14 protein-coding genes, 9 tRNA genes, 3 rRNA genes and 2 pseudogenes are annotated in these 20,869 nt (G+C 42.5%); 6 read left to right on the forward strand and 22 right to left on the reverse strand.

Features of this window, described 5'->3' with window-relative positions:
* Positions 1 to 3: 3 nt before the first annotated feature.
* The 4 genes from K5J94_RS08890 to K5J94_RS08905 form a co-directional block, all read right to left on the reverse strand.
* Positions 4 to 912: a DUF5655 domain-containing protein gene (locus K5J94_RS08890; RefSeq protein ID WP_159564357.1), complete on the reverse strand. Its 909-nt coding sequence runs from the start codon at positions 910 to 912 to the stop codon at positions 4 to 6.
* 1 nt (position 913) lies between these two features.
* Positions 914 to 1,477 (reverse strand): ATP-binding protein, encoded by a 564-nt coding sequence (locus tag K5J94_RS08895; RefSeq protein WP_221912982.1) that lies wholly within the window; start codon positions 1,475 to 1,477, stop codon positions 914 to 916.
* A gap of 524 nt (positions 1,478 to 2,001) precedes the next feature.
* The gene (locus K5J94_RS08900) at positions 2,002 to 2,256 is read right to left on the reverse strand and encodes a DUF1912 family protein (RefSeq protein WP_159543516.1); all 255 of its coding nucleotides are present in this window, start codon (positions 2,254 to 2,256) and stop codon (positions 2,002 to 2,004) included.
* Between the two features lie 341 nt (positions 2,257 to 2,597).
* Positions 2,598 to 3,620, reverse strand: a complete 1,023-nt coding sequence (locus K5J94_RS08905; protein WP_221912984.1) for an IS30 family transposase — start codon at positions 3,618 to 3,620, stop codon at positions 2,598 to 2,600.
* Positions 3,621 to 3,770: 150 nt separating this feature from the next.
* On the opposite strand from K5J94_RS08905, the gene K5J94_RS08910 reads away from it, so the two are divergent.
* Positions 3,771 to 3,841: transfer RNA gene (locus K5J94_RS08910), tRNA-Thr, on the forward strand.
* A gap of 75 nt (positions 3,842 to 3,916) precedes the next feature.
* Here the strand turns inward: K5J94_RS08910 and K5J94_RS08915 are convergent.
* Positions 3,917 to 4,190, reverse strand: a pseudogene (locus K5J94_RS08915) (site-specific integrase); the annotation flags it as partial.
* Between the two features lie 139 nt (positions 4,191 to 4,329).
* Between K5J94_RS08915 and K5J94_RS09630 the strand changes: the two are divergent.
* Positions 4,330 to 4,476, forward strand: coding sequence for a putative holin-like toxin (locus K5J94_RS09630; RefSeq protein ID WP_159565253.1), 147 nt, complete (start codon positions 4,330 to 4,332; stop codon positions 4,474 to 4,476).
* 451 nt (positions 4,477 to 4,927) lie between these two features.
* On the opposite strand, the gene K5J94_RS08925 is transcribed toward K5J94_RS09630, so the two are convergent.
* Positions 4,928 to 5,545, reverse strand: coding sequence for a VTT domain-containing protein (locus K5J94_RS08925; RefSeq protein ID WP_159546138.1), 618 nt, complete (start codon positions 5,543 to 5,545; stop codon positions 4,928 to 4,930).
* Positions 5,546 to 6,003: 458 nt separating this feature from the next.
* Entirely contained in the window at positions 6,004 to 7,365 is a 1,362-nt protein-coding gene (gene rlmD, locus K5J94_RS08930) for a 23S rRNA (uracil(1939)-C(5))-methyltransferase RlmD (RefSeq protein ID WP_221912986.1), read from the reverse strand.
* A 74-nt stretch (positions 7,366 to 7,439) separates the two neighbouring features.
* On the opposite strand from rlmD, the gene recX reads away from it, so the two are divergent.
* The 4 genes and pseudogenes from recX to K5J94_RS09740 all read left to right on the forward strand — a co-directional run.
* Complete coding sequence (gene recX / locus K5J94_RS08935; RefSeq protein ID WP_159565235.1) at positions 7,440 to 8,216, forward strand: recombination regulator RecX; 777 nt, start codon at positions 7,440 to 7,442, stop codon at positions 8,214 to 8,216.
* A gap of 78 nt (positions 8,217 to 8,294) precedes the next feature.
* The gene (gene ntdP, locus K5J94_RS08940; protein ID WP_159565237.1) at positions 8,295 to 8,828 is read left to right on the forward strand and encodes a nucleoside tri-diphosphate phosphatase; all 534 of its coding nucleotides are present in this window, start codon (positions 8,295 to 8,297) and stop codon (positions 8,826 to 8,828) included.
* Positions 8,829 to 8,886: 58 nt separating this feature from the next.
* Positions 8,887 to 9,195, forward strand: coding sequence for a DUF960 domain-containing protein (locus tag K5J94_RS08945; protein ID WP_159546122.1), 309 nt, complete (start codon positions 8,887 to 8,889; stop codon positions 9,193 to 9,195).
* A gap of 600 nt (positions 9,196 to 9,795) precedes the next feature.
* A pseudogene (locus K5J94_RS09740) lies at positions 9,796 to 10,065 on the forward strand (transposase); the annotation flags it as partial.
* Positions 10,066 to 10,172: 107 nt separating this feature from the next.
* On the opposite strand, the gene K5J94_RS08955 reads toward K5J94_RS09740, so the two are convergent.
* The 15 genes from K5J94_RS08955 to K5J94_RS09025 form a co-directional block, all read right to left on the reverse strand.
* Positions 10,173 to 10,244 (reverse strand) — tRNA-Glu (locus tag K5J94_RS08955).
* A 13-nt stretch (positions 10,245 to 10,257) separates the two neighbouring features.
* Positions 10,258 to 10,331, reverse strand: a tRNA-Ile gene (locus K5J94_RS08960).
* Between the two features lie 37 nt (positions 10,332 to 10,368).
* A tRNA-Thr gene (locus K5J94_RS08965) sits at positions 10,369 to 10,441 on the reverse strand.
* Positions 10,442 to 10,450: 9 nt separating this feature from the next.
* A tRNA-Leu gene (locus K5J94_RS08970) sits at positions 10,451 to 10,532 on the reverse strand.
* A gap of 5 nt (positions 10,533 to 10,537) precedes the next feature.
* A tRNA-Lys gene (locus tag K5J94_RS08975) sits at positions 10,538 to 10,610 on the reverse strand.
* 107 nt (positions 10,611 to 10,717) lie between these two features.
* Positions 10,718 to 10,790, reverse strand: a tRNA-Asp gene (locus tag K5J94_RS08980).
* 18 nt (positions 10,791 to 10,808) lie between these two features.
* Positions 10,809 to 10,881, reverse strand: a tRNA-Val gene (locus K5J94_RS08985).
* A gap of 40 nt (positions 10,882 to 10,921) precedes the next feature.
* Positions 10,922 to 11,037: ribosomal RNA gene (gene rrf / locus K5J94_RS08990) — 5S ribosomal RNA — on the reverse strand.
* 98 nt (positions 11,038 to 11,135) lie between these two features.
* Positions 11,136 to 14,038: ribosomal RNA gene (locus K5J94_RS08995) — 23S ribosomal RNA — on the reverse strand.
* A 403-nt stretch (positions 14,039 to 14,441) separates the two neighbouring features.
* Positions 14,442 to 14,514, reverse strand: a tRNA-Ala gene (locus K5J94_RS09000).
* A 102-nt stretch (positions 14,515 to 14,616) separates the two neighbouring features.
* Positions 14,617 to 16,165: ribosomal RNA gene (locus K5J94_RS09005) — 16S ribosomal RNA — on the reverse strand.
* Together the 16S, 23S and 5S rRNA genes with 8 tRNA genes alongside form the textbook arrangement of a ribosomal RNA operon.
* A 353-nt stretch (positions 16,166 to 16,518) precedes the next feature.
* Positions 16,519 to 17,379, reverse strand: a complete 861-nt coding sequence (locus tag K5J94_RS09010; protein ID WP_159564797.1) for a DegV family protein — start codon at positions 17,377 to 17,379, stop codon at positions 16,519 to 16,521.
* Positions 17,380 to 17,935: 556 nt separating this feature from the next.
* Positions 17,936 to 18,418: a transcription elongation factor GreA gene (gene greA / locus K5J94_RS09015; RefSeq protein WP_159545605.1), complete on the reverse strand. Its 483-nt coding sequence runs from the start codon at positions 18,416 to 18,418 to the stop codon at positions 17,936 to 17,938.
* Between the two features lie 65 nt (positions 18,419 to 18,483).
* Complete coding sequence (gene mltG, locus K5J94_RS09020; protein ID WP_221912988.1) at positions 18,484 to 20,142, reverse strand: endolytic transglycosylase MltG; 1,659 nt, start codon at positions 20,140 to 20,142, stop codon at positions 18,484 to 18,486.
* A gap of 103 nt (positions 20,143 to 20,245) precedes the next feature.
* On the reverse strand, positions 20,246 to 20,737 hold the full coding sequence (locus K5J94_RS09025) for a GNAT family N-acetyltransferase (protein ID WP_159545609.1): 492 nt from the start codon (positions 20,735 to 20,737) through the stop codon (positions 20,246 to 20,248).
* Positions 20,738 to 20,869: the final 132 nt, after the last annotated feature.

Genomic DNA, 20,869 nt, shown 5'->3' on the forward strand with positions numbered 1-20,869 from the left:
CTTCTATAGTATTTGCTTAATAAGACTCATAATGTATTCTAAATTTTTAGTATCTGTGACCTTAATTTCATAGTCACCATTTCCATAATGACCAATTTGCGAAACATTTCTAGTCACCCCCTTAGCATCATCAATTTGACCTATCTTAGCATTAATAAATAGCTTTAGTTGTTTATGTTGAACTTCAATATCAATAATATTATGATTATCTTTTTTAAAGGCAATATAATGTTTTTTCGGTACAATGTCACAATCTACTATCAACTGTAAAATAGCCTGTTTATAGGAATCATATAACTCTTGGATTTCTTCAGATTTATTAGTCAATAAATCTTCTTCTGAATAAGTTTTTACCTCTTTAGTAACAAGTGAAAGCTCTGAGGAATCTCCCCTAACCGATGCTTTTATACTAGGTGCATTTACTGATTTTTTAATGTCATTAATAACAACAATATCATTTTTAAATCGCTTAACTTCCCATAATTCAATCGGAAGATCTTTAAAATCAATAGCTTGCTTTTGAAAAGAAGTAAATTGAGGTGAAACAAAGACAACCTTACTTTGTGACCAATCAATTTGTTTTTTAGATAGAATTTTCCCCGTTTTTTCATGATATTCTAAAACAAAGTCAGCTTTGTATTTTAACAAGGTATTAAGATAAGAAATCCCTTGATCTAAAACACTATAGTTTGTTGAACGTTTGTATTCAATAATAACAAAGGCTTGATTCTCCAAATCAAATGCTAAGGTATCAATACGCTGATTTTGGATTGCAAATTCAGATGAAATAAACTCTAAAGCTGTTAGCTTTTCCAAATTGTTCTCAAACAAAACGGAAAGCTCGCGTTCCAGTTTAAGAGGAAGCTCTTCTAGATATTCTAATCGCTGATTCTTAATCTGAAAAACGGTCATCTTAGGCCTCCTTATTGGGTTTCATTTTTTGGATAATCAGCTGCGCTGCTTCAGCAGCAGTGAGGTCGGTATTATTGATTTTATGGTAATGGAGCAGCTTTTCTGGTGCCTGCTGGCTGTTAAAAGTGGCATGGTCCATGGTGCTTAGAATATCATTCTCTGACCAGGCAATATCTCTTTTAAAAGGTTTGTGCTTAAGACGATTTTCCGTACGATTGCGACGCAACCGTTCTTCCAAGGAAGTCTCTAATTCTACAAAGAGGACTTCTTGGTCATGTGCTGCAAAAATGCTTTGAAGAGCAGCTAGAAAAGCCACCTCCTTTGGATCGCCAAAATTGATGACAATGGTAAATATCATTGACCGCCCTGTTTTTGCAAAAGTCTCAAAAAAGTCCAGCCGAATCTTGGTAATCAAGTCCGTGGCTGCTTTGGACCAGGGCATAAATTTGAGAACAAAATCAATGGTTTCATGATTGTGAAAAAGGGTCATCTCGGTCTGCTTAGCAATTTCTTGTCCAATGGTCATTTTGCCAGAAGCCTGCGCCCCGATGATAATCAGATTCATTGCCTTCTTTGCTCCTCCCACTCACTCCTTAACAAGCCAAAAATCAATTGATCGTGATAAGCTATCTAAGCTATCCTCCAAGGGGCCAAAATAATATCATTTTTATCACGTAAGAGCACAAGTAGCGGCTCTTAATGCGGGTTCGCCCTTGGACGCACTTTCTTTAACCCGATAAAAAATCCCCATCTAGTCTTAACTAGACAGGGACGAATATCGTGTTAGGATTTCCGCGGTACCACCACTGTTTCAGATGACTAAAAACATCTGCGACTTTAGTTCTTCATTTGTAAACCTCAGCTACCAGCCTTGACGTCTGTACGGATTTCTCAACCTCACCGCTCTCTGTAACAGACCAACTCAATGCACCTTCTGATTACTCCTAATTCTAACAAAAATAATCGCCTTAAGCAATGCTGTTGGGCATTATTTTTAAAAGCTAGGCTAGTCTAGGTCATTTTCCCAGCTAACCCATAAAATTACCAGAGCTTCCCTGACTAGCAGCAAATCCCGCTGCAGACTGCATCTTAGAAGTGACGCATGCCAAAAGAACCGTCTGGCACATCATGAAAGGCCTTACCTTGCTTATAATTATCAAACTTACCTAATAAATAACGATAAGCATCCAGCTTACTTTCATAACGAATGGCCGCTTCTTCTGCGCGCTCATCGCCATCTGCTTGGGCAATCTGCTGGCTGGTCATAAGCGCCATTTCATTAACCTTAACCTGTGTGGCCACCCATTCTCCAAAATCCTTCAAAAAAGTTTCCTCGTAAGACATCACACACTCCTCTCCCAGATCCGATAGTTTCATTGCTCCATTATAGCACAGGATCGCTTGAGCTGTCACCACTTTCCTAGGCTTATTCCCCATTTTCAGGCCCTTGTTCAGGCCCTTGCCAAATCGCTCGCGCAAAACTTAAGCCTATTTTAGGCTAAGCCGCTCCATTCCCTGGACAGATCACGTCAGCAAAGCGCAGCTTCACACCCAGCAAACACGCAAAAGAAAGCAACTGGTGCTAGAAATAGCAAGCTCTGGGCTTTTGCAATAGCCCAAAACAAAAAAAGCGCAAGTTGTCAAGTCAAGTGCAACCAGTTCATAGATAACTAGAGTTCCAGAGGTTAAGCTGTTCGGGATAGCTCAAACAGGAATTTTGAGGATTGATATTGAAGAAGTCGTCTTGGGCGCTCATTGATGGCAGTAATATAACTGTCAAGTTCTTCAGAGGTTAGTGGATTAAGTGAGACTCCTTTAGGGACATATTCTCTGAGGAGGCCATTGAAGTTCTCGTTTGTTCCTCTCTCGTGTGAAGAATAGGGATGTGCAAAGTAAACGTCAACAGCTTCTAAGTTTGAGAGTAAGCTAAACTCAGAACCATTATCCGCTGTGATGGATGCAATAGGATACTGACTGATGAGATGCGTGACAGCACGGTTAATGGTTTGGGACTGCTTGTCTTCTAGCTTAACTCCTAGTGCATAGCGTGTCTGGCGCTCTACCAAAGGCAACATAACAGCTTCACCTTTGGTTTTCTTGCCGAGAACCAAATCAATCTCCCAATGCCCAAATTCAGAACGATCATTGATATATTCTGGACGTTCTTCGATAGATTTACCTAAAGTCTTCTTATTAGTCTTCATGACTTTCTTAGAACGTTTTCTGATACTAACCATCTTAGGCAAATCGATTGGTTTAATAGCTAACACCCCCTCTTTGATATAACGATAAATCGTTTGGGTAGAGGGGACGACTTCTTCAGGGTGGTTCACTTTGTAAGTCTGAACAAAACTATCTACACTATGGAGACGAATGTTAGCCGTCAAGGCAGATTCTAATTGTTCAATGAACCTAGCGGAGCAGTCATTCAACTTGAGATAAGAACCCTTTTGACGATTGGTTTCATAGACACGTTGCCCACTATCAGCGAAATAGGTGTTGAAGAAGGTTTGTTTTCCGTTCTTATCCTTTACCTGATCTACTGAACCACGTTTTATTTCTCGGCAGATTGTAGAACGGTGACGACCCAGGAGTCGAGCAATCTCAACGGGTTTCTTTCCCATTTTGAGATAAGCAGCAATTTCACCCCGTTCTGTGGCTGAAAGATGAGAATAGGATGATTTTCTGGTAGAATTAATGTTGGACATGTTCATCTGCTTTCCATACTGAATTGGGGAATTCTAGTATATCAGACGAACATGGCTTTTTTGTTGCACTTCATTTTACAACGCGGGAAAACAAAAAAAGTGAAAATAATGCTTGCACCACCTGGCAAGTTATAGTATTATAGAAAGGTAGCCGCTATAGTTAAATGGTATAATAAAGCAATGGTAATGCTTCGTTCCGAGTTCGATTCTCGGTGGTGGCAGAAAATATATTAATGAAACCTTATTGTTATAGGGTTTCTTTTGTTTTTGTTCTTAATTTGTTCTTGATAGTCATTCTATAACCTACCTTTATTATTAAGAATTTTTAAAAGCTGATCATTTTCCTTTTCTTCCACTTCTAAAAGCAAATGACCATATGTTTCTATCAGTTGTTTAATGTCTTTAGGACCCATTAATTTTGAAACTAGCCAAATAGCTACTCCGTTAGCCAACAAATAACTTCCATAAGTATGTCTAGCACTAGTTGAAGTCATTTTAGAATCACCGCCTAATCTTCAATACATTGTTCAAACTGTTATTAATGGCACTATTTGACGAAACACCGTACCTTTAAGCCAGCCCCATGCCTTTCCAACGCCATAACAAGCACCAATATAAATTGGTACTTTAAGCAAAAAAGAAATATGCTATAATGAAAAGGCAGAAAAGTTATGACGGTGGCTCTGATTTCTGAAAGGTGGTGGTGCTTATGTGTGTAAGTGCTAAAATCCAAAGAGAAAGGAGCAGATTATTGTCAACTTACGAGATAATGCATCTCATGATTGAGTTTGGTAGCTTTCTACTCTCACTCATCGGTCTGATGATTGTTATCGTAAAAGTAAGCAATAAAAAATAACCGTCTCAACTTTGGCGAGTTAACGGTTATTTTTTAACAATTACATTTGCCACCGTCTTAAACGGTTCTGCTAAGCAGTTGTTACTAGCAACTGCTTTTTTGTTTACACTTATATTATACATTAGCTTAGAAATCGTGTCAATGACTATGTTAATGACGACACAACCCTCAAAAAAGAAGCTTCATGACAAGTCTACCACAAAATAGTCGCTATTGACCACCCTTTGGTCTCATATTATTGACAAAGGTACACATCTCCTAAAAGCCAAACAAGCCCAAAGCTAGCAGGCAGCAAAGACCAGCCCCTTTGTCGGCTACGATGAGTTTTGCTTTTGCCTGCGGCATTGGACAAGCCTCCCAAGAATGCTTAACCTAAAAGCTAACACCCCCTGCCTCAGACATCAAGATCCTAGAGTCACTCTTTTCTAATGAGCAACTTCAAAAAAGAGGCCTAGGCCCCTTTTTTAGACTTTAACTGCCGCTTTAACACAACGACAATCACCGGTAGTACCGAAACAACAATAATGGCCAACATGATGAGTTCGAAATGCTTTTGCACAAAAGCAATACTCCCAAAGAAGAAACCAGAAAGCAAGCCTACTAAAACCCAAGCCAGCCCGCCAATACAATTAAAGGTGAAGAATTTTTTGCGATCCATCTTGCCTAAACCGGAGATAAAGGGAATAAAGGTTCGAACAATGGGCACAAAACGGCCAAGAGAAATGGCAAGATTACCATATTTGGCAAAGAAATGCTCCGTCTCAGCCAAGTGGCTGTCTTTAATGAATTTTCCTAAATAGGGAACCTTACGAAGGCCTAAGCCATACTTGTGGCCTAAACTATAGTTGAGATAATCACCTAAAACCGCCGCCACTGTCAGCAAAAGGATAAAAGGGATTGGTTGATAACCGCTCTTTGCTAAAAAAGCGCCCGTCATAAAAAGCAAGGAATCCCCTGGCAAGAAAGGGAAAAAGACCAAGCCCGTTTCAACAAAAATAATCACAAAAATAATCAAAAAGGCATATAAGCCATATTGGGTCAAAATAGCATTAATAAACTGTGTAAACATGACTTTCCTTTATCACTAGGTCCTTTTTAAAATGCGCCCGCTTAGAGGGCAAAATATTTAGCTGCTCTGCCTATAAACAGCCAGCCTAACCAACCAGAGCCTTAAATGTACTTGAACTTTGGGAGTAGAGCCATTCAACCCTTACAAAGAGGTTTTAGCTTTTATTTCCCAAGAATCTCTACCTATTATAACCTATTTCTAGCAAATCCGTCAGGAAAACATTCTCACTAAGCCAGATGCGCTTTTAAAGGCAACAATGTCAGACTAGCAAGCTAGTAAGAGCAGCGACAAGCATGTAATAGTTTACTCTTTAATTAAAAGTCCAATTTTTGCACCCAATACAGAAATAAAACTGGTTTCATCGTTTGCATCAGTAGTAGACCTTCTTTTTAAGAACTTTTTCAAATCCTGCTAGACCAAGACACAGTGTCTGGAAAACGCATGAAATCAAGGGAGTTTTACCTTTTCTTCCTTTGGAGTTTCACTACAGCCTCGGTCCTGGCTGTATGCGGGAACATATCAACTGACTGGATATAGTCCACCTGATAGTACTTGGCTAAGGTCACCAGGTCTTGCGCTAGGGTCGAGGTATTACAAGAGACATAGACCATTTTACGTGGACGATAAGCCACAATCATTTCCAACAGCTTACGGTCTAAGCCAGTACGAGGAGGATCAACAATAATGGCATCAGCACGGTAACCCTCTTGATACCAGCGCGGAATCACATCTTCAGCTTTTCCTGCTTCATAGTAGGTATTTGTAAAGCCCATATTCTGTGCATTGGCTCTTGCATCTGCAATAGCTTCAGGGATAATATCCATCCCCCGTACACTGGCTACCTTATCAGCAAAGGCAAAACCAATTGTCCCCACCCCACAATAGGCATCAATGATATGGTCTGTCTCTTCTACCTCCAAGGCCCGGACAACTTCTTGATAGAGCACCTGCGTTTGTTTGGGATTGAGTTGGTAAAAAGCCCGTGGCGATAAGGCAAAGTGGTAATGCAAGACCTCTTCTTCAATCGTGTCTGCACCCCAGACCACTTCTGTTTTAAGGCCGTAAATGTCACTCGTCTTGGCCCGATTATAGTTGATAGCAATTGTCTTGAGTTGGGGAAAGGCTTGCGCTAATTCGGCAGCAAGCAAGCCCAGGCGAACTTCTTTGCTGGTTACAAAAATCACCTGTAATTGGTTTGTAGCCTTTGCCTTTCTGACCATCACCGTTCGGATGCCCTCAGATTTACCTTCTTGATAAATCGGTAATTTATAGTTCTCCAGTAAACGCGTAATCGCATTGATTAGCTCTTGTGTTTGGCTGTCTTGGACCAGACAATCTTCAATCGGAATTAACTTGTGAGAGTTTTGGGCATAGAGTCCCGCATGCACCTTTTGTCGCCACTTACGAATTTGAAATTGTAATTTTGCCCGGTAATGTGTTGGTTCTTCCATACCTAAGGTTCTACGAATTTCATAAGCTTCATAGCCAGCTGGCCGATATTTCTTAAGAGCCTGGCGAATGACGTCCGTTTTAAAATCTAGCTGCTGCTCATAAGCTAGATGCATGATTTGGCAGCCACCACATTGCTCATAAATGCCACAAGCCGGCTGCACCCGAGCTTTTGAGGCCTTCTCAATGGAGAGTAGCTTTGCTTGGACAAAGTTTTTCTTAACACTAACAATTTGGCAAAAAACAGTTTCACCCTTAAGGGCGCCCGGTACAAATACTAGCGTTTTTTTATAAAACCCGATACCTTCTCCGTTAATACCCATGCGTTTGATTTTTAAGGGAATGCGCTGGCGCTCCTGTAGTAGTGGCATTATCTTTAGCTCCTTTTTATGTTAACCAGTGTTGGTTTCCTTTTATTTTACCATTTTTTGATATAATACTTAGTATGAAAATCAGTAAAATCGAGAAGAAAAAACGTCTCTATAAAATAGAAATGAGCGATCAATCCACCTACTACGTGACAGAGGACACAATTGTCCGCTTTATGCTTAGTAAAGACAAGGAAATAAGCCTTAAAGAATTGGACCAAATTCAAAACTTTGCACAATTCTCACATGGCAAGAATTTAGCTCTGTACTTTCTTTCCTTTCAAAATCGCACCAGTGCCCAAGTTAAGGACTATTTGACAAAACATGCTATTGAAGCAGCTATTATCCCTGACATTATCGCCAACCTAGAAGCAGACAATTGGCTCAATGACGAGCAATACATTGCAAACTATTTGCGGCAAAATACTAGCAGTGGTGATAAGGGGCCACTTGTTATCAAACAAAAATTACAACAAAAAGGACTTAACAAAGAACAAATCGAAGCACAGCTTTCAGCAATTGACTTTGAACCCATCGCCAAAAAGCTAGCGCAACACTTGCAAAGCAAATATGCTAATAAGTATCCTGTTCAGGCTCAACTGACAAAAATAAAGCAACAGCTTCGCAACAAAGGTTTCTCCTACGCTTTAATCCAAGAGGTCACTGATTCTCTAGCTTTTGCCAGTGATGATGAACAAACAGCACAGCTATTAGCCAAGGACTTTGAAAAACTCTATCGAAACTACCGTAAAAAATACGAGGATTTTGCTTTACACCAAAAACTTTTTCAGGGCTTATACCGCAAAGGCTATGATAGTGATGATATTAAGGCCTATCTGCGTCAAGTACTCTAGGCGTCAAATGGGTGCTTTTGCAGTGAATTTATGGTAAACTATAGAGGATAAGTTTAATTGTAGAAAGTTGGAAAGGGCATGAAATTACCTAAAGAAGGCGACTTTATTACAATTCAAAGTTATAAGCATGACGGCAAATTACATCGTACTTGGCGTGATACAATGGTACTAAAGACAACTGAAAATGCTTTAATCGGCGTTAACGACCATACATTAGTGACTGAGAGTGATGGGCGACGATGGATCACACGTGAGCCTGCCATTGTCTACTTTCACAAAAAATATTGGTTCAATATCATCGCAATGATCCGTGAAAATGGTACTTCTTATTACTGTAATCTAGCTAGTCCTTATCTCATTGATGAGGAAGCCTTAAAATATATTGATTATGACTTGGATGTTAAAGTCTTTGCCGATGGAGAAAAGCGGCTGCTTGATGTTGACGAATATGAGTTGCACAAGAAAAAGATGCATTACCCAAAGGACATTGACGACATCCTAAAAGAGCATGTCAAGATACTTGTGGACTGGATTAACAATAAGAAGGGACCCTTTTCCAAGGCATACATTCATATTTGGTACAAACGTTATCTTGAACTGAAGAATCGTTAATAGTTGTCAAGCACTCCAATACGGAGTGCTTTCACACTTAACCTATGGAGGTTTCACAATGGCATTTCAAAATACAAAAGAACGCTATGCAAGTTTTGGGGTTGCCACCACAGTTCCACCCGAACTCATTGATACAATCTGGGATATTATTGATCGGCAATTAAAAGGTTTACTGCCGCTTGATCGCCTTTTAGTTTTTCAAACTCAAAAACAACATCAATTTCTCTCAATTGCCTATATTAACCAAAAGGCAAAATTAAAAATCGTCTTTGACTATCACTACCCCTATGATCCATTTCTCCCTAAGACATTATATGCTGTTGATAATCACGGGATTGAGACAATTTTACTACCACATGAACTCTAAAGAGGCTCACTAAAGGCTACTTTTTGAGGTTAATCAATAAGACCAAACTGTTTTTTTATTTACTACCTTGCTCGACCAGATATAAATAGGTAACTATATTTAAAAACACCAGATAGATAAAGACTACTCTATCATTTCTGTAGTGGGTAATGCCACCACAGAAATGATAGAGCTTTTTAACTGTATAAAAAAGTTCCATATGACTTATAATAAAAAGCATTCAAACGTACATTGCACATTAGAGAGCATCATATGGAACTTATCAAGAATAGCACACAATTGGAAAAAAAGAACGGCTCTATCATTTCTGTAGTGGGTAACGCCACTCTGGAGATGATGGGCTTTTTTCATGCAGACAAAAAGTCCCATATGACTTATCATGAAAAGCAACAAAACAACTCATTAGAAAGCATCATATGGAACAACTTAAGAATACCACAGAATTAATCGGAATTAAAGACAAAAATATAGCTTTAGACAACGTTTTTCAACATAAGACGCACATTGAACTCTATGTAAGGCTGGATTATGAGCCTAAAGGGTGTCCGACTTGTGGTGGAAAACAGATAAAATACGACTTCCAAAAGTTGTCGAAAATCCCATTTCTTTGCCCTGATAACAGAGGCTTTCCCCAACCTCAATCAAACTTTCAGAACCGCTCTCCATACCCTTGTTGGCTACAAACCATATGTCTCTAATGCCATCCAACTGCCTTATTCGAACGCCAAACTTGAGGCGACAAACAAACTGATCAAAGATATTAAGCGAAATGCCTTTGGTTTTCGGAACTTTGACCATTTTAAAACAAGAATTCTCATTGCTTTGAACATAGTAAAAGAGAAGACGAATTTCGTCTCCTCTCGTGCTTAGCTATAGGTCACCCACTACAGTTGACATAGAGCCAGAAGAAGATCAACAGGATCTCCTTCCTTGTATAGCTTATTATCAATCCACTACAACTTAATAATAAGCTAATATAGTCCGTACGGGATTCGAACCCGTGTTACCGCCGTGAAAAGGCGGTGTCTTAACCCCTTGACCAACGGACCATATAAACTATAATGGGCACGAGTGGACTCGAACCACCGACCTCACGCTTATCAGGCGTGCGCTCTAACCACCTGAGCTACGCGCCCAAGACAATAACCATAGTCTTGGAAAATAAATACCTAATGCCGGCTACATGACTTGAACACGCGACCCTCTGATTACAAATCAGATGCTCTACCAACTGAGCTAAGCCGGCTCTCTATTATGCGGGTTAAGGGACTTGAACCCCCACGCCGTTAAGCGCCAGATCCTAAATCTGGTGCGTCTGCCAATTCCGCCAAACCCGCTGACATGACCCGTACTGGGCTCGAACCAGTGACCCATTGATTAAAAGTCAATTGCTCTACCAACTGAGCTAACGAGTCTTTTCATCATTTAATGTTTTTAATTGATTTTCTTCAATTGAGTAACGAATGACATAAGCTCCGCTTATTCAATCCGCAACTTTTATAAGTCCAACGGACTTATAAAACGGTCCCGACGGGAATCGAACCCGCGATCTTCGCCGTGACAGGGCGACGTGATAACCGCTACACTACGGGACCTGTATCTTTTCAATACTATGGGAGTTAACGGGTTCGAACCGCTGACCCTCTGCTTGTAAGGCAGATGCTCTCCCAGCTGAGCTAAACTCCCATGGTTGGAACTTTAACTCCATTGAGCTAAACTTCCTTTGGCTAAGCAACTACCGTATCTAACAGGGGGCAACCCCCAACTACTTCAGGCGTTCTAGGGCTTAACTGCTGTGTTCGGCATGGAAACAGGTGTATCTCCTAGGCTATCGTCACTTAACTGCTTGGGTGAACTGTCTTCTAATCGTCCACTCAAAATTGAATACCTCTATCTTAACAAGAACTCTACCTCTATGTCAATAAACTTTTCTATTATCCTCGGATAAGTCCTCGAGCTATTAGTTTTAGTCCGCTTCATGTATCACTACACTTCCACTCCTAACCTATCTACCTGATCTTCTCTCAGGGCTCTTACTGATATAAAATCATGGGAAATCTCATCTTGAGGCGGGCTTCGCACTTAGATGCTTTCAGCGCTTATCCCTTCCCTACATAGCTACCCAGCGATGCCTTTGGCAAGACAACTGGTACACCAGCGGTAAGTCCACTCTGGTCCTCTCGTACTAGGAGCAGATCCTCTCAAATTTCCTTCGCCCGCGACGGATAGGGACCGAACTGTCTCACGACGTTCTGAACCCAGCTCGCGTGCCGCTTTAATGGGCGAACAGCCCAACCCTTGGGACCGACTACAGCCCCAGGATGCGACGAGCCGACATCGAGGTGCCAAACCTCCCCGTCGATGTGAACTCTTGGGGAGATAAGCCTGTTATCCCCAGGGTAGCTTTTATCCGTTGAGCGATGGCCCTTCCATGCGGTACCACCGGATCACTAAGCCCGACTTTCGTCCCTGCTCGAGGTGTTGCTCTCGCAGTCAAGCTCCCTTATACCTTTACACTCTGCGACTGATTTCCAACCAGTCTGAGGGAACCTTTGGGCGCCTCCGTTACTCTTTAGGAGGCGACCGCCCCAGTCAAACTGCCCGTCAGACACTGTCTCCGATAGGGCTAACCTATCCGGGTTAGAGTAGCCATAACACAAGGGTAGTATCCCAACAACGCCTCCAACGAAACTGGCGTCCCGTTCTCTATGGCTCCTACCTATCCTGTACATGTCCTACAGATACTCAATATCAAACTGCAGTAAAGCTCCATGGGGTCTTTCCGTCCTGTCGCGGGTAACCTGCATCTTCACAGGTACTAAAATTTCACCGAGTCTCTCGTTGAGACAGTGCCCAAATCATTACGCCTTTCGTGCGGGTCGGAACTTACCCGACAAGGAATTTCGCTACCTTAGGACCGTTATAGTTACGGCCGCCGTTTACTGGGGCTTCAATTCAGATCGTCGCTTGCGCTAAACCCTCCTCTTAACCTTCCAGCACCGGGCAGGCGTCACCCCCTATACATCATCTTACGATTTAGCAGAGAGCTGTGTTTTTGATAAACAGTTGCTTGGGCCTATTCACTGCGGCTGATATCACTATCAGCACCCCTTCTCCCTAAGTTACGGGGTCATTTTGCCGAGTTCCTTAACGAGAGTTCTCTCGATCACCTGAGGCTACTCGCCTCGACTACCTGTGTCGGTTTGCGGTACGGGTAGTATGTAGTTAAACGCTAGAAGCTTTTCTTGGCAGTGTGACATCACTAACTTCGCTACTTACATTTCGCTCCCCATCACAGCTCAATGTTACAGAGATAAGCATTTAACTCATCTCACACCTCACTGCTTAGACGTGCTCTTCCACTCGCACGCTTTAGTTAGCCTGCTGCGTCCCTCCTTCACTATACATACTAGTACAGGAATATCAACCTGTTGCCCATCGGATACACCTTTCGGTCTCTCCTTAGGTCCCGACTAACCCAGGGCGGACGAGCCTTCCCCTGGAATCCTTAGTCTTACGGTGGACAGGATTCTCACCTGTCTTTCGCTACTCATACCGGCATTCTCACTTCTATGCGTTCCAGCACTCCTCACGGTATACCTTCTTCACACATAGAACGCTCTCCTACCATTACCTCTAAAGGTAATCCACAGCTTCGGTAAATTGTTTTAGCCCCGGTACATTTTCGGCGCAGGGTCACTCGACTAGTGAGCTATTACGCACTCTTTGAATGAATAGCTGCTTCTAAGCTAACATCCTAGTTGTCTGTGCAACCCCACATCCTTTTCCACTTAACAATTATTTGGGGACCTTAGCTGGTGGTCTGGGCTGTTTCCCTTTCGACTACGGATCTTAGCACTCGCAGTCTGACTGCCGAATATATCGTCTTGGCATTCGGAGTTTATCTGAGATTGGTAATCCGGGATGGACCCCTCACCCAAACAGTGCTCTACCTCCAAGAGACTTACTTCGACGCTAGCCCTAAAGCTATTTCGGAGAGAACCAGCTATCTCCAAGTTCGTTTGGAATTTCTCCGCTACCCACAAGTCATCCAAGCACTTTTCAACGTGCCCTGGTTCGGTCCTCCAGTGCGTTTTACCGCACCTTCAACCTGCTCATGGGTAGGTCACATGGTTTCGGGTCTACATCTACGTACTATTTCGCCCTATTAAGACTCGGTTTCCCTACGGCTCCGTCTCTTCAACTTAACCTCGCACGTAAACGTAACTCGCCGGTTCATTCTACAAAAGGCACGCTCTCACCCATTAACGGGCTCGAACTTCTTGTAGGCACACGGTTTCAGGTTCTCTTTCACTCCCCTCCCGGGGTGCTTTTCACCTTTCCCTCACGGTACTGGTTCACTATCGGTCACTAGAGAGTATTTAGGGTTGGGAGATGGTCCTCCCAGATTCCAACGAGATTTCGCGTGTCTCGCCGTACTCAGGATCCTGCTAGAGTCATCTACTATTTCAACTACGAGGCTGTTACTCCCTTTGGCTGACCTTCCCAGGTCATTCGTCTATAGTATCTGATCCCACGTCGCAGTCCTACAACCCCAAGGAGTAAACTCCTTGGTTTGCCCTCTTGCCCTTTCGCTCGCCGCTACTTTGGCAATCGCTTTTGCTTTCTCTTCCTGCAGCTACTTAGATGTTTCAGTTCACTGCGTCTTCCTTCTCATAACCTTAACAGTTATGGATACTAACCTTTAGTTAGTGGGTTCCCCCATTCGGACATCTCTGGATCAGCGCTTACTTACAGCTCCCCAAAGCATTTCGTCGTTTGTCACGTCCTTCTTCGGCTTCTAGTGCCAAGGCATCCACCGTGCGCCCTTATTAACTTAACCTTAGTTCCAGTCTTTCGACCTTCTTTATTTTTTTAATAGGTTCGCGTTTATCTTTTTTTCGGTTTCTTTCTTGTTACTTTTCTACAATCATTTTCATAATTGTGGAATTTGATATAGATATTCAATTTTCAATGGACTATTATGATTTTAAGAACCGTTACGACTTGTCGTAAAACTTGCGTAAAATAAGGAACAAACCAGTGAGGTGTCTTCAGACACCAGATGGTTTTGACTTATTTCTAGTAAGTTTAGGTTCGTATTCAAATATCATTTATCTAGTGGAACACGAGATTAATTTCTTAGGAAAAAAGATAAACTTCCTTGTGTGCAAGCACACAGCGTCTGTTTCCTATTTTTCTACAGAAATTTCGGCAAGCCGAACATCTCTTTGTATCCTAGATAATGGAGCCTAGCGGGATCGAACCGCTGACCTCCTGCGTGCAAAGCAGGCGCTCTCCCAGCTGAGCTAAGGCCCCCGACTAATAAACGGCTGGTTTCATTATTAGTGGTGTGTCTATTCTATTATAAGACCTCTCAAAACTAAATAAGACAAATCCCAAAAAGTTCCTTATCCTTAGAAAGGAGGTGATCCAGCCGCACCTTCCGATACGGCTACCTTGTTACGACTTCACCCCAATCATCTATCCCACCTTAGGCGGCTGGCTCCTAAACGGTTACCTCACCGACTTCGGGTGTTACAAACTCTCGTGGTGTGACGGGCGGTGTGTACAAGGCCCGGGAACGTATTCACCGCGGCGTGCTGATCCGCGATTACTAGCGATTCCGACTTCATGTAGGCGAGTTGCAGCCTACAATCCGAACTGAGATTGGCTTTCAGAGATTAGCTTGCCGTCACCGGCTTGCGACTCGTTGTACCAACCATTGTAGCACGTGTGTAGCCCAGGTCATAAGGGGCATGATGATTTGACGTCATCCCCACCTTCCTCCGGTTTATTACCGGCAGTCTCGCTAGAGTGCCCAACTTAATGATGGCAACTAACAATAAGGGTTGCGCTCGTTGCGGGACTTAACCCAACATCTCACGACACGAGCTGACGACAACCATGCACCACCTGTCACTTCTGCCCAAAAGGGAAAGCCTATCTCTAGGCCGGTCAGAAGGATGTCAAGACCTGGTAAGGTTCTTCGCGTTGCTTCGAATTAAACCACATGCTCCACCGCTTGTGCGGGCCCCCGTCAATTCCTTTGAGTTTCAACCTTGCGGTCGTACTCCCCAGGCGGAGTGCTTAATGCGTTAGCTCCGGCACTAAGCCCCGGAAAGGGCCTAACACCTAGCACTCATCGTTTACGGCGTGGACTACCAGGGTATCTAATCCTGTTTGCTCCCCACGCTTTCGAGCCTCAGCGTCAGTTACAGACCAGAGAGCCGCTTTCGCCACCGGTGTTCCTCCATATATCTACGCATTTCACCGCTACACATGGAATTCCACTCTCCCCTTCTGCACTCAAGTTCTCCAGTTTCCAAAGCATACAATGGTTAAGCCACTGCCTTTAACTTCAGACTTAAAAAACCGCCTGCGCTCGCTTTACGCCCAATAAATCCGGACAACGCTCGGGACCTACGTATTACCGCGGCTGCTGGCACGTAGTTAGCCGTCCCTTTCTGGTTAGTTACCGTCACGTAATGGATTTTCCACTCCCATTACCATTCTTCTCTAACAACAGAGCTTTACGATCCGAAAACCTTCTTCACTCACGCGGCGTTGCTCGGTCAGACTTGCGTCCATTGCCGAAGATTCCCTACTGCTGCCTCCCGTAGGAGTCTGGGCCGTGTCTCAGTCCCAGTGTGGCCGTTCACCCTCTCAGGTCGGCTATGTATCGTCGCCTTGGTGAGCCTTTACCTCACCAACTAGCTAATACAACGCAGGTCCATCTCATAGTGGAGCTGTTGCCCCTTTTAAGAGTGAAACATGTGTCTTACTCTATTATGCGGTATTAGCTATCGTTTCCAATAGTTATCCCCCGCTATCAGGTAGGTTACCTACGCGTTACTCACCCGTTCGCAACTCCTTGAACTAGTGCAAGCACCAGTCCAAAGCGTTCTACTTGCATGTATTAGGCACGCCGCCAGCGTTCGTCCTGAGCCAGGATCAAACTCTCATTTAGTTTGAACTTACTCGTTCTTTTCTGTCCGCTGACAGATTTATTTTTGCTTTGACGGAGTCTATACTGCTTATAAACCCCTCTTCACTTTTTGGTTCGTCTTATTCAGTTCTCAAAGGTCTTTCCCCTCTTGCGAGGCAACTTCTTTATTCTATCAGGCTAAGCCAGGCATGTCAATATTTTTTCAAAAAATTTTCGGAAATAGTTTTGAAAACCATTCATACACAAATGACAGCTTTTTTAGTATATTGAAATCCGTTCTACCTGTCAAGTATTTACTTTCAAAAATCAGCAGTTCACATTTAGGCAATATAAAAAGGACTGAAAAAACTTGTTTTCAATTCCTTGAGATTGTATTAACGGGCTTGATGGCCAATCACAAAGACGGCTAAGGTATTAGGTCCAACATGGGCCGAAATGACTGGTCCAAGTGGCATCATAAGAACGTCACTGATGCCGTCTTGCGTCAGCAACTGCTCTCGTAAATTCTCGGCGCCGACTTGGTCGCTGGTATATGAGACGATGACTGTCGAATCGGCAATATCTTTTTCTACCTGCCCTACCATTTCTTTGATGGCTTTTTTGCGACCCCGAATTTTAGCGATGGGCACCAATTTCCCTGCAGCATCAATCCACAAAAGTGGTTTTATTCCAGCCAAGCTGCCTATAAAAGCAGAGCTTTTTGACAAACGACCACCACGCATCAAGTGAAAAAGGTCATCCACCAAAAAATAGGTCCGCAAGCGAGGCAAGATAGTCTCAATATACTTTTTGGTAGCCGCAAGGCTTTTGCCGCTATCTCTGGCTTTTGCTGCTAAAATTGTCAAATAACCCTCACCTCCAGCTGCAGCTAGGGTGTCAACAATTTCGATAACAGCTTGTGGGTAGTCTTCTAAAACGATGTCACGCGCCATCATTGCACTCTGATAGGTCCCTGAAAGAACAGATGAAAAAGCAAGGTACAATAAAGCCTTATTTTGCTTGGCATGCTCACGAAAAACGGTTTCAAATTCTCCGACATTAATCTGACTGGTTTTGGGCTGGCTACCTGCTTTCATTTGCTGTAACAGATAATCGCTACTGAGGCGATTTGGCCCAACTGTTTCATAAATCTTACCATCACACTCAATGGTGAGGCCCATAAGTATGATGTCGTGCTCCTTGGCCCAATCCGGGTTCAAATCGGCAGTAGAATCTGTCATTAGGGTGAAGGTCATTCGTGTTTTTCTCCTCATGGCTTCCTTAATTTTAGTTTGATTGTCAAACCATTATGATGATATTTTAGCAAAAAAATATTATCTTGGCGAGTATAAATTCTCTCCTAGAGCTCTAGCATTCTGAAATGGTTAACGTATTAGATAGCTTTTACCGATTCAAAGGGATTCTACAGCTTAATGGCAAAGCTAACAAGGATAACTCTTATCGGATGATATTGGTAATGAGTCCAAGATAATGGCTGGTCGATAGATGACTAAAAGCCTGGCGAGAGCAGTAGCTAACTGCCTTGATATTAAAAGCACATTCTTTACTAACAATTAGCTATTTTCTACTTTTTGTGAGATAGCTCGCTTTAGCAATCACGCTAAGAGATACTAAAGCAAAAAAAGAATGACCTTGGTAAGCACCTTTGGGCCCGTCCCTAGCATCATTCGTTTTTTCTTATTCAAAAAAATTCCCATAGGAGGCTTATCAGAATCCACCTCCTATGCTTTCATAATCTTAGCCTATAGCATTGTTATTTTCTTCTGGCTGGCTTGTCCTAAAAAAGCATTTTTAATGTGTTTTTTCAACTTTGACAATTTCGACTTCATAGGTAGCTGCCGGCGATTCGATGAAAACTTTATCACCAACTTTTTTACCAATCAATGCTTGGGCAATTGGACTTTCATTAGAAATTTTCCCGGAGAAAATATCTGCTCCTGCTGCACCAACAATATGATAAGTATCTTGATCATTTGTTCCTACTTCTTGCACAAGAACTGTTTTTCCAATAGCAACTTCGTCTTTTGCAACCGCATCGCTATCAATAATTTCAGCGTAACGTAGTTTGGTTTCAAGTGAGGAAATCTCCCCTTCAACAAAGGCTTGTTCGTCCTTAGCAGCATCATACTCAGAGTTTTCCGATAAATCACCATAAGAACGAGCAATTTTAATCCGTTCGACAACCTCAGGACGGCGGACTAATTTTAGTTCTTCGAGTTCTTTTTCCAATTGTTCTTTTTCAGTTTGGGTCATAGGATAAGTTTTTTCAGTCATAGCTTCTCTCATTTCTATTTCGTGTCAGAAACACAAACATGATGCCAAAGCATCATGTTTTGTTTTTACTGGATTTGATTATTCACATATTTTTGCACATTGGCAGAATGCTCTTCATAGGTTTCTGCAAAGTAAACATCCCCTGTTTTAACATTAGCAACAAAGTACAAGTAGTTTGTCTTAGCAGGGTTGATAGTAGCTTCAATTGCAGAAACACCAGGACTATCTACGGGACCTGGCATGAGCCCTGTATTTGTATAAATATTATAGGGCGATTTGATAGAAGTGTCAATCCTTGCATCCTCAGCCAGAGTGGTTTTTTGACCAAGTTTATTCATCGCATACAAGATAGCAATATTTGATTGCAGTGCCATACCATTAGCCAAACGATTATTAAAGACACTGGCAATCTTACGGCGGTCATCATCGGTTGAGCCTTCTTTTTCAACTAGCGAAGCTAGGGTTAAGATGTCATTAACATTTTTTCCGCTAGCTGAGATGCGATCATAATAAGGCGCTAGCGTAGCGTCTGTCGTTGCAAGCATCTCTTCGACGACATCTTTTAAAGAGGATTCTTTATAATAATTATAGGTCGCTGGAAACAGATAACCCTCCAATTGATAGACAGCAAGGTCCTTTTGGGGTAGGTTAGCTAGGAGACGAGGATGTTTCTTGGTCATTTCCTGGATAAAAGCTGGATCTTGAATGAGAGCTAGGAAGTCATCTGCTTTAAATGGCGTCTTAGTCTTATCACCTTTGGCAATGGTATTTTTTTCCATTGCGCTAGCTATTTGCTTAATCGTATACCCTTCAGGAATCAAAATCTTACCCAAAGCAGGCTTGGTCGGCTCAGCCGTTCCTCCTTTTTGTAGGGCCTTAGCAATCTCCTCTAAAGACATGCTCTTTTGAAGATTGTAATAACCACTTTGGAAATTGCTATAATTCTTAAATTTCGAATAAAAACTAAAGATCGTGCTATTTTTAATCACGCCTTGTTTTTCAAGGATTTGACCAATCATCTTGGTACTTGATCCTACCGGAATCTGAACTTGGACATATTTGTCATCTTGCTTATCTAGTGGTTTAATTGCCGAGCGAACAAACAAGGTACCAAATAAAGCGGTCAAAAGTATCACCACAACTAAAGAAGTAATAATAGTCAGGGAAATTTTTTTAGCCATCCGATCCCGTCGCTGACGCTTAGATACAGTCTTTCTTCTCACACTATCCTCTTGTTTCATGTGCTGCCGCTCAGAATCAGCTAATTGCTGAGCCTGCATACTTGCTCCAGGTGTTGAAGTTGCTTGCTTTTTGGGCTGTTGCAAATGAGGGGACTCAGCTCCATATTGTTGACTTGGAAAAGGTCTTGTTTTTGAAGATACCTTTGCGGTTGCTTGCGCAGGAATCGCTGGACTGGTGATCTTTGATGCTTCTTTTTGTTCTGCAGTTAATTGAGATGGGGCTTGAGCAGTTTTAGCTGCCTCAGGGACTTGCTGCTCTTTGAGTTGAGACTGATACTGCTGATAAAGTCGGACAGTTTCTTGCGTTGCTACCTGAGCTTCTCGCTCTTTTTCGCGCAGTTCCTCTTCTTTTAAGCCTTCTTGCCGTAGAGCTTTTTCTTTTTCTTTACGAATACGATTCGCTTTTTCTAGCTCTGCCAGAATCTGTTCTTTAAAGCTTAGTTGAGATTGAGATGTTTGCTCATCGTCATTAAAGTTGGCCAAGGCAAATCCTCCTAAATATAGTCAACCGCCATTATATCTTAAATGCTAGAGAAATGCAATAAGTTTCTTAATTTGTCACTTATTTTTAACACTGATGAATTCGTTACAGTGTGGCTGGCTGCCAGAGCATGTCATACCAGATCGCTCCTCCATGGACGGAATCAGAAAGGCCCTGATTGACAAAGCCGTTCATTTCATAGTATGGAATCAAGTAATCGTGACAAGTTAAGATAATTCCCTGACATTTTTTAGCGACCGCCAAATCTTTCATCGCTGCTAGCAAAGCCATTCCCACACCTTGTTGCTGGAAATCAGGAGCGATGGAGAGGCTTGTCACTGCCACATAACCCTGTGTTGCTGGATTTAGTGGTGTCTGATGAAAGAGGTCATCTGTTAAGCGGGGTTCGGCAACTATCGGGCCTTCAATATAGCCAGCAAGCTGGTCCTTGATTATGGCTACTAGGAAGGTCTCAGGCAGACGCTCCAGCCGCTCACGTATCACTTCAGGGCTTGTAGCCTCTGCTGGAGAAAAGTTGGTTTGTTCAATCTGAACAATGGTCTCCCAATCAGCTATTGTTGCTTGTCTAATCAGCATAGTGTCCTCCTTAATATAGAAGAGAGGGAGTAAGAGTAAGGTCAGTTGGAATCACTGGCCTCCCCATACTCCCTAATCTTAAATCATGTTACCACTGTGGTCAGCTAAAACCAGAGATGCCCGGGTGGTACA

This window comes from Streptococcus halichoeri, assembly GCF_019774635.1.
GTDB lineage: Bacteria > Bacillota > Bacilli > Lactobacillales > Streptococcaceae > Streptococcus > Streptococcus halichoeri.

What these genes read in the sequence shown, in the direction of transcription:
- K5J94_RS08890 (WP_159564357.1), bottom strand. Translation starts at nt 912, where the DNA reads ATGACCGTTTTTCAGATTAAGAATCAGCGATTAGAATATCTAGAAGAG.
- K5J94_RS08895 (WP_221912982.1), bottom strand. Translation starts at nt 1,477, where the DNA reads ATGAATCTGATTATCATCGGGGCGCAGGCTTCTGGCAAAATGACCATT.
- K5J94_RS08900 (WP_159543516.1), bottom strand. Translation starts at nt 2,256, where the DNA reads ATGTCTTACGAGGAAACTTTTTTGAAGGATTTTGGAGAATGGGTGGCC.
- K5J94_RS08905 (WP_221912984.1), bottom strand. Translation starts at nt 3,620, where the DNA reads ATGTCCAACATTAATTCTACCAGAAAATCATCCTATTCTCATCTTTCA.
- K5J94_RS09630 (WP_159565253.1), top strand. Translation starts at nt 4,330, where the DNA reads ATGTGTGTAAGTGCTAAAATCCAAAGAGAAAGGAGCAGATTATTGTCA.
- K5J94_RS08925 (WP_159546138.1), bottom strand. Translation starts at nt 5,545, where the DNA reads ATGTTTACACAGTTTATTAATGCTATTTTGACCCAATATGGCTTATAT.
- rlmD (WP_221912986.1), bottom strand. Translation starts at nt 7,365, where the DNA reads ATGCCACTACTACAGGAGCGCCAGCGCATTCCCTTAAAAATCAAACGC.
- recX (WP_159565235.1), top strand. Translation starts at nt 7,440, where the DNA reads ATGAAAATCAGTAAAATCGAGAAGAAAAAACGTCTCTATAAAATAGAA.
- ntdP (WP_159565237.1), top strand. Translation starts at nt 8,295, where the DNA reads ATGAAATTACCTAAAGAAGGCGACTTTATTACAATTCAAAGTTATAAG.
- K5J94_RS08945 (WP_159546122.1), top strand. Translation starts at nt 8,887, where the DNA reads ATGGCATTTCAAAATACAAAAGAACGCTATGCAAGTTTTGGGGTTGCC.
- K5J94_RS09010 (WP_159564797.1), bottom strand. Translation starts at nt 17,379, where the DNA reads ATGACCTTCACCCTAATGACAGATTCTACTGCCGATTTGAACCCGGAT.
- greA (WP_159545605.1), bottom strand. Translation starts at nt 18,418, where the DNA reads ATGACTGAAAAAACTTATCCTATGACCCAAACTGAAAAAGAACAATTG.
- K5J94_RS09025 (WP_159545609.1), bottom strand. Translation starts at nt 20,737, where the DNA reads ATGCTGATTAGACAAGCAACAATAGCTGATTGGGAGACCATTGTTCAG.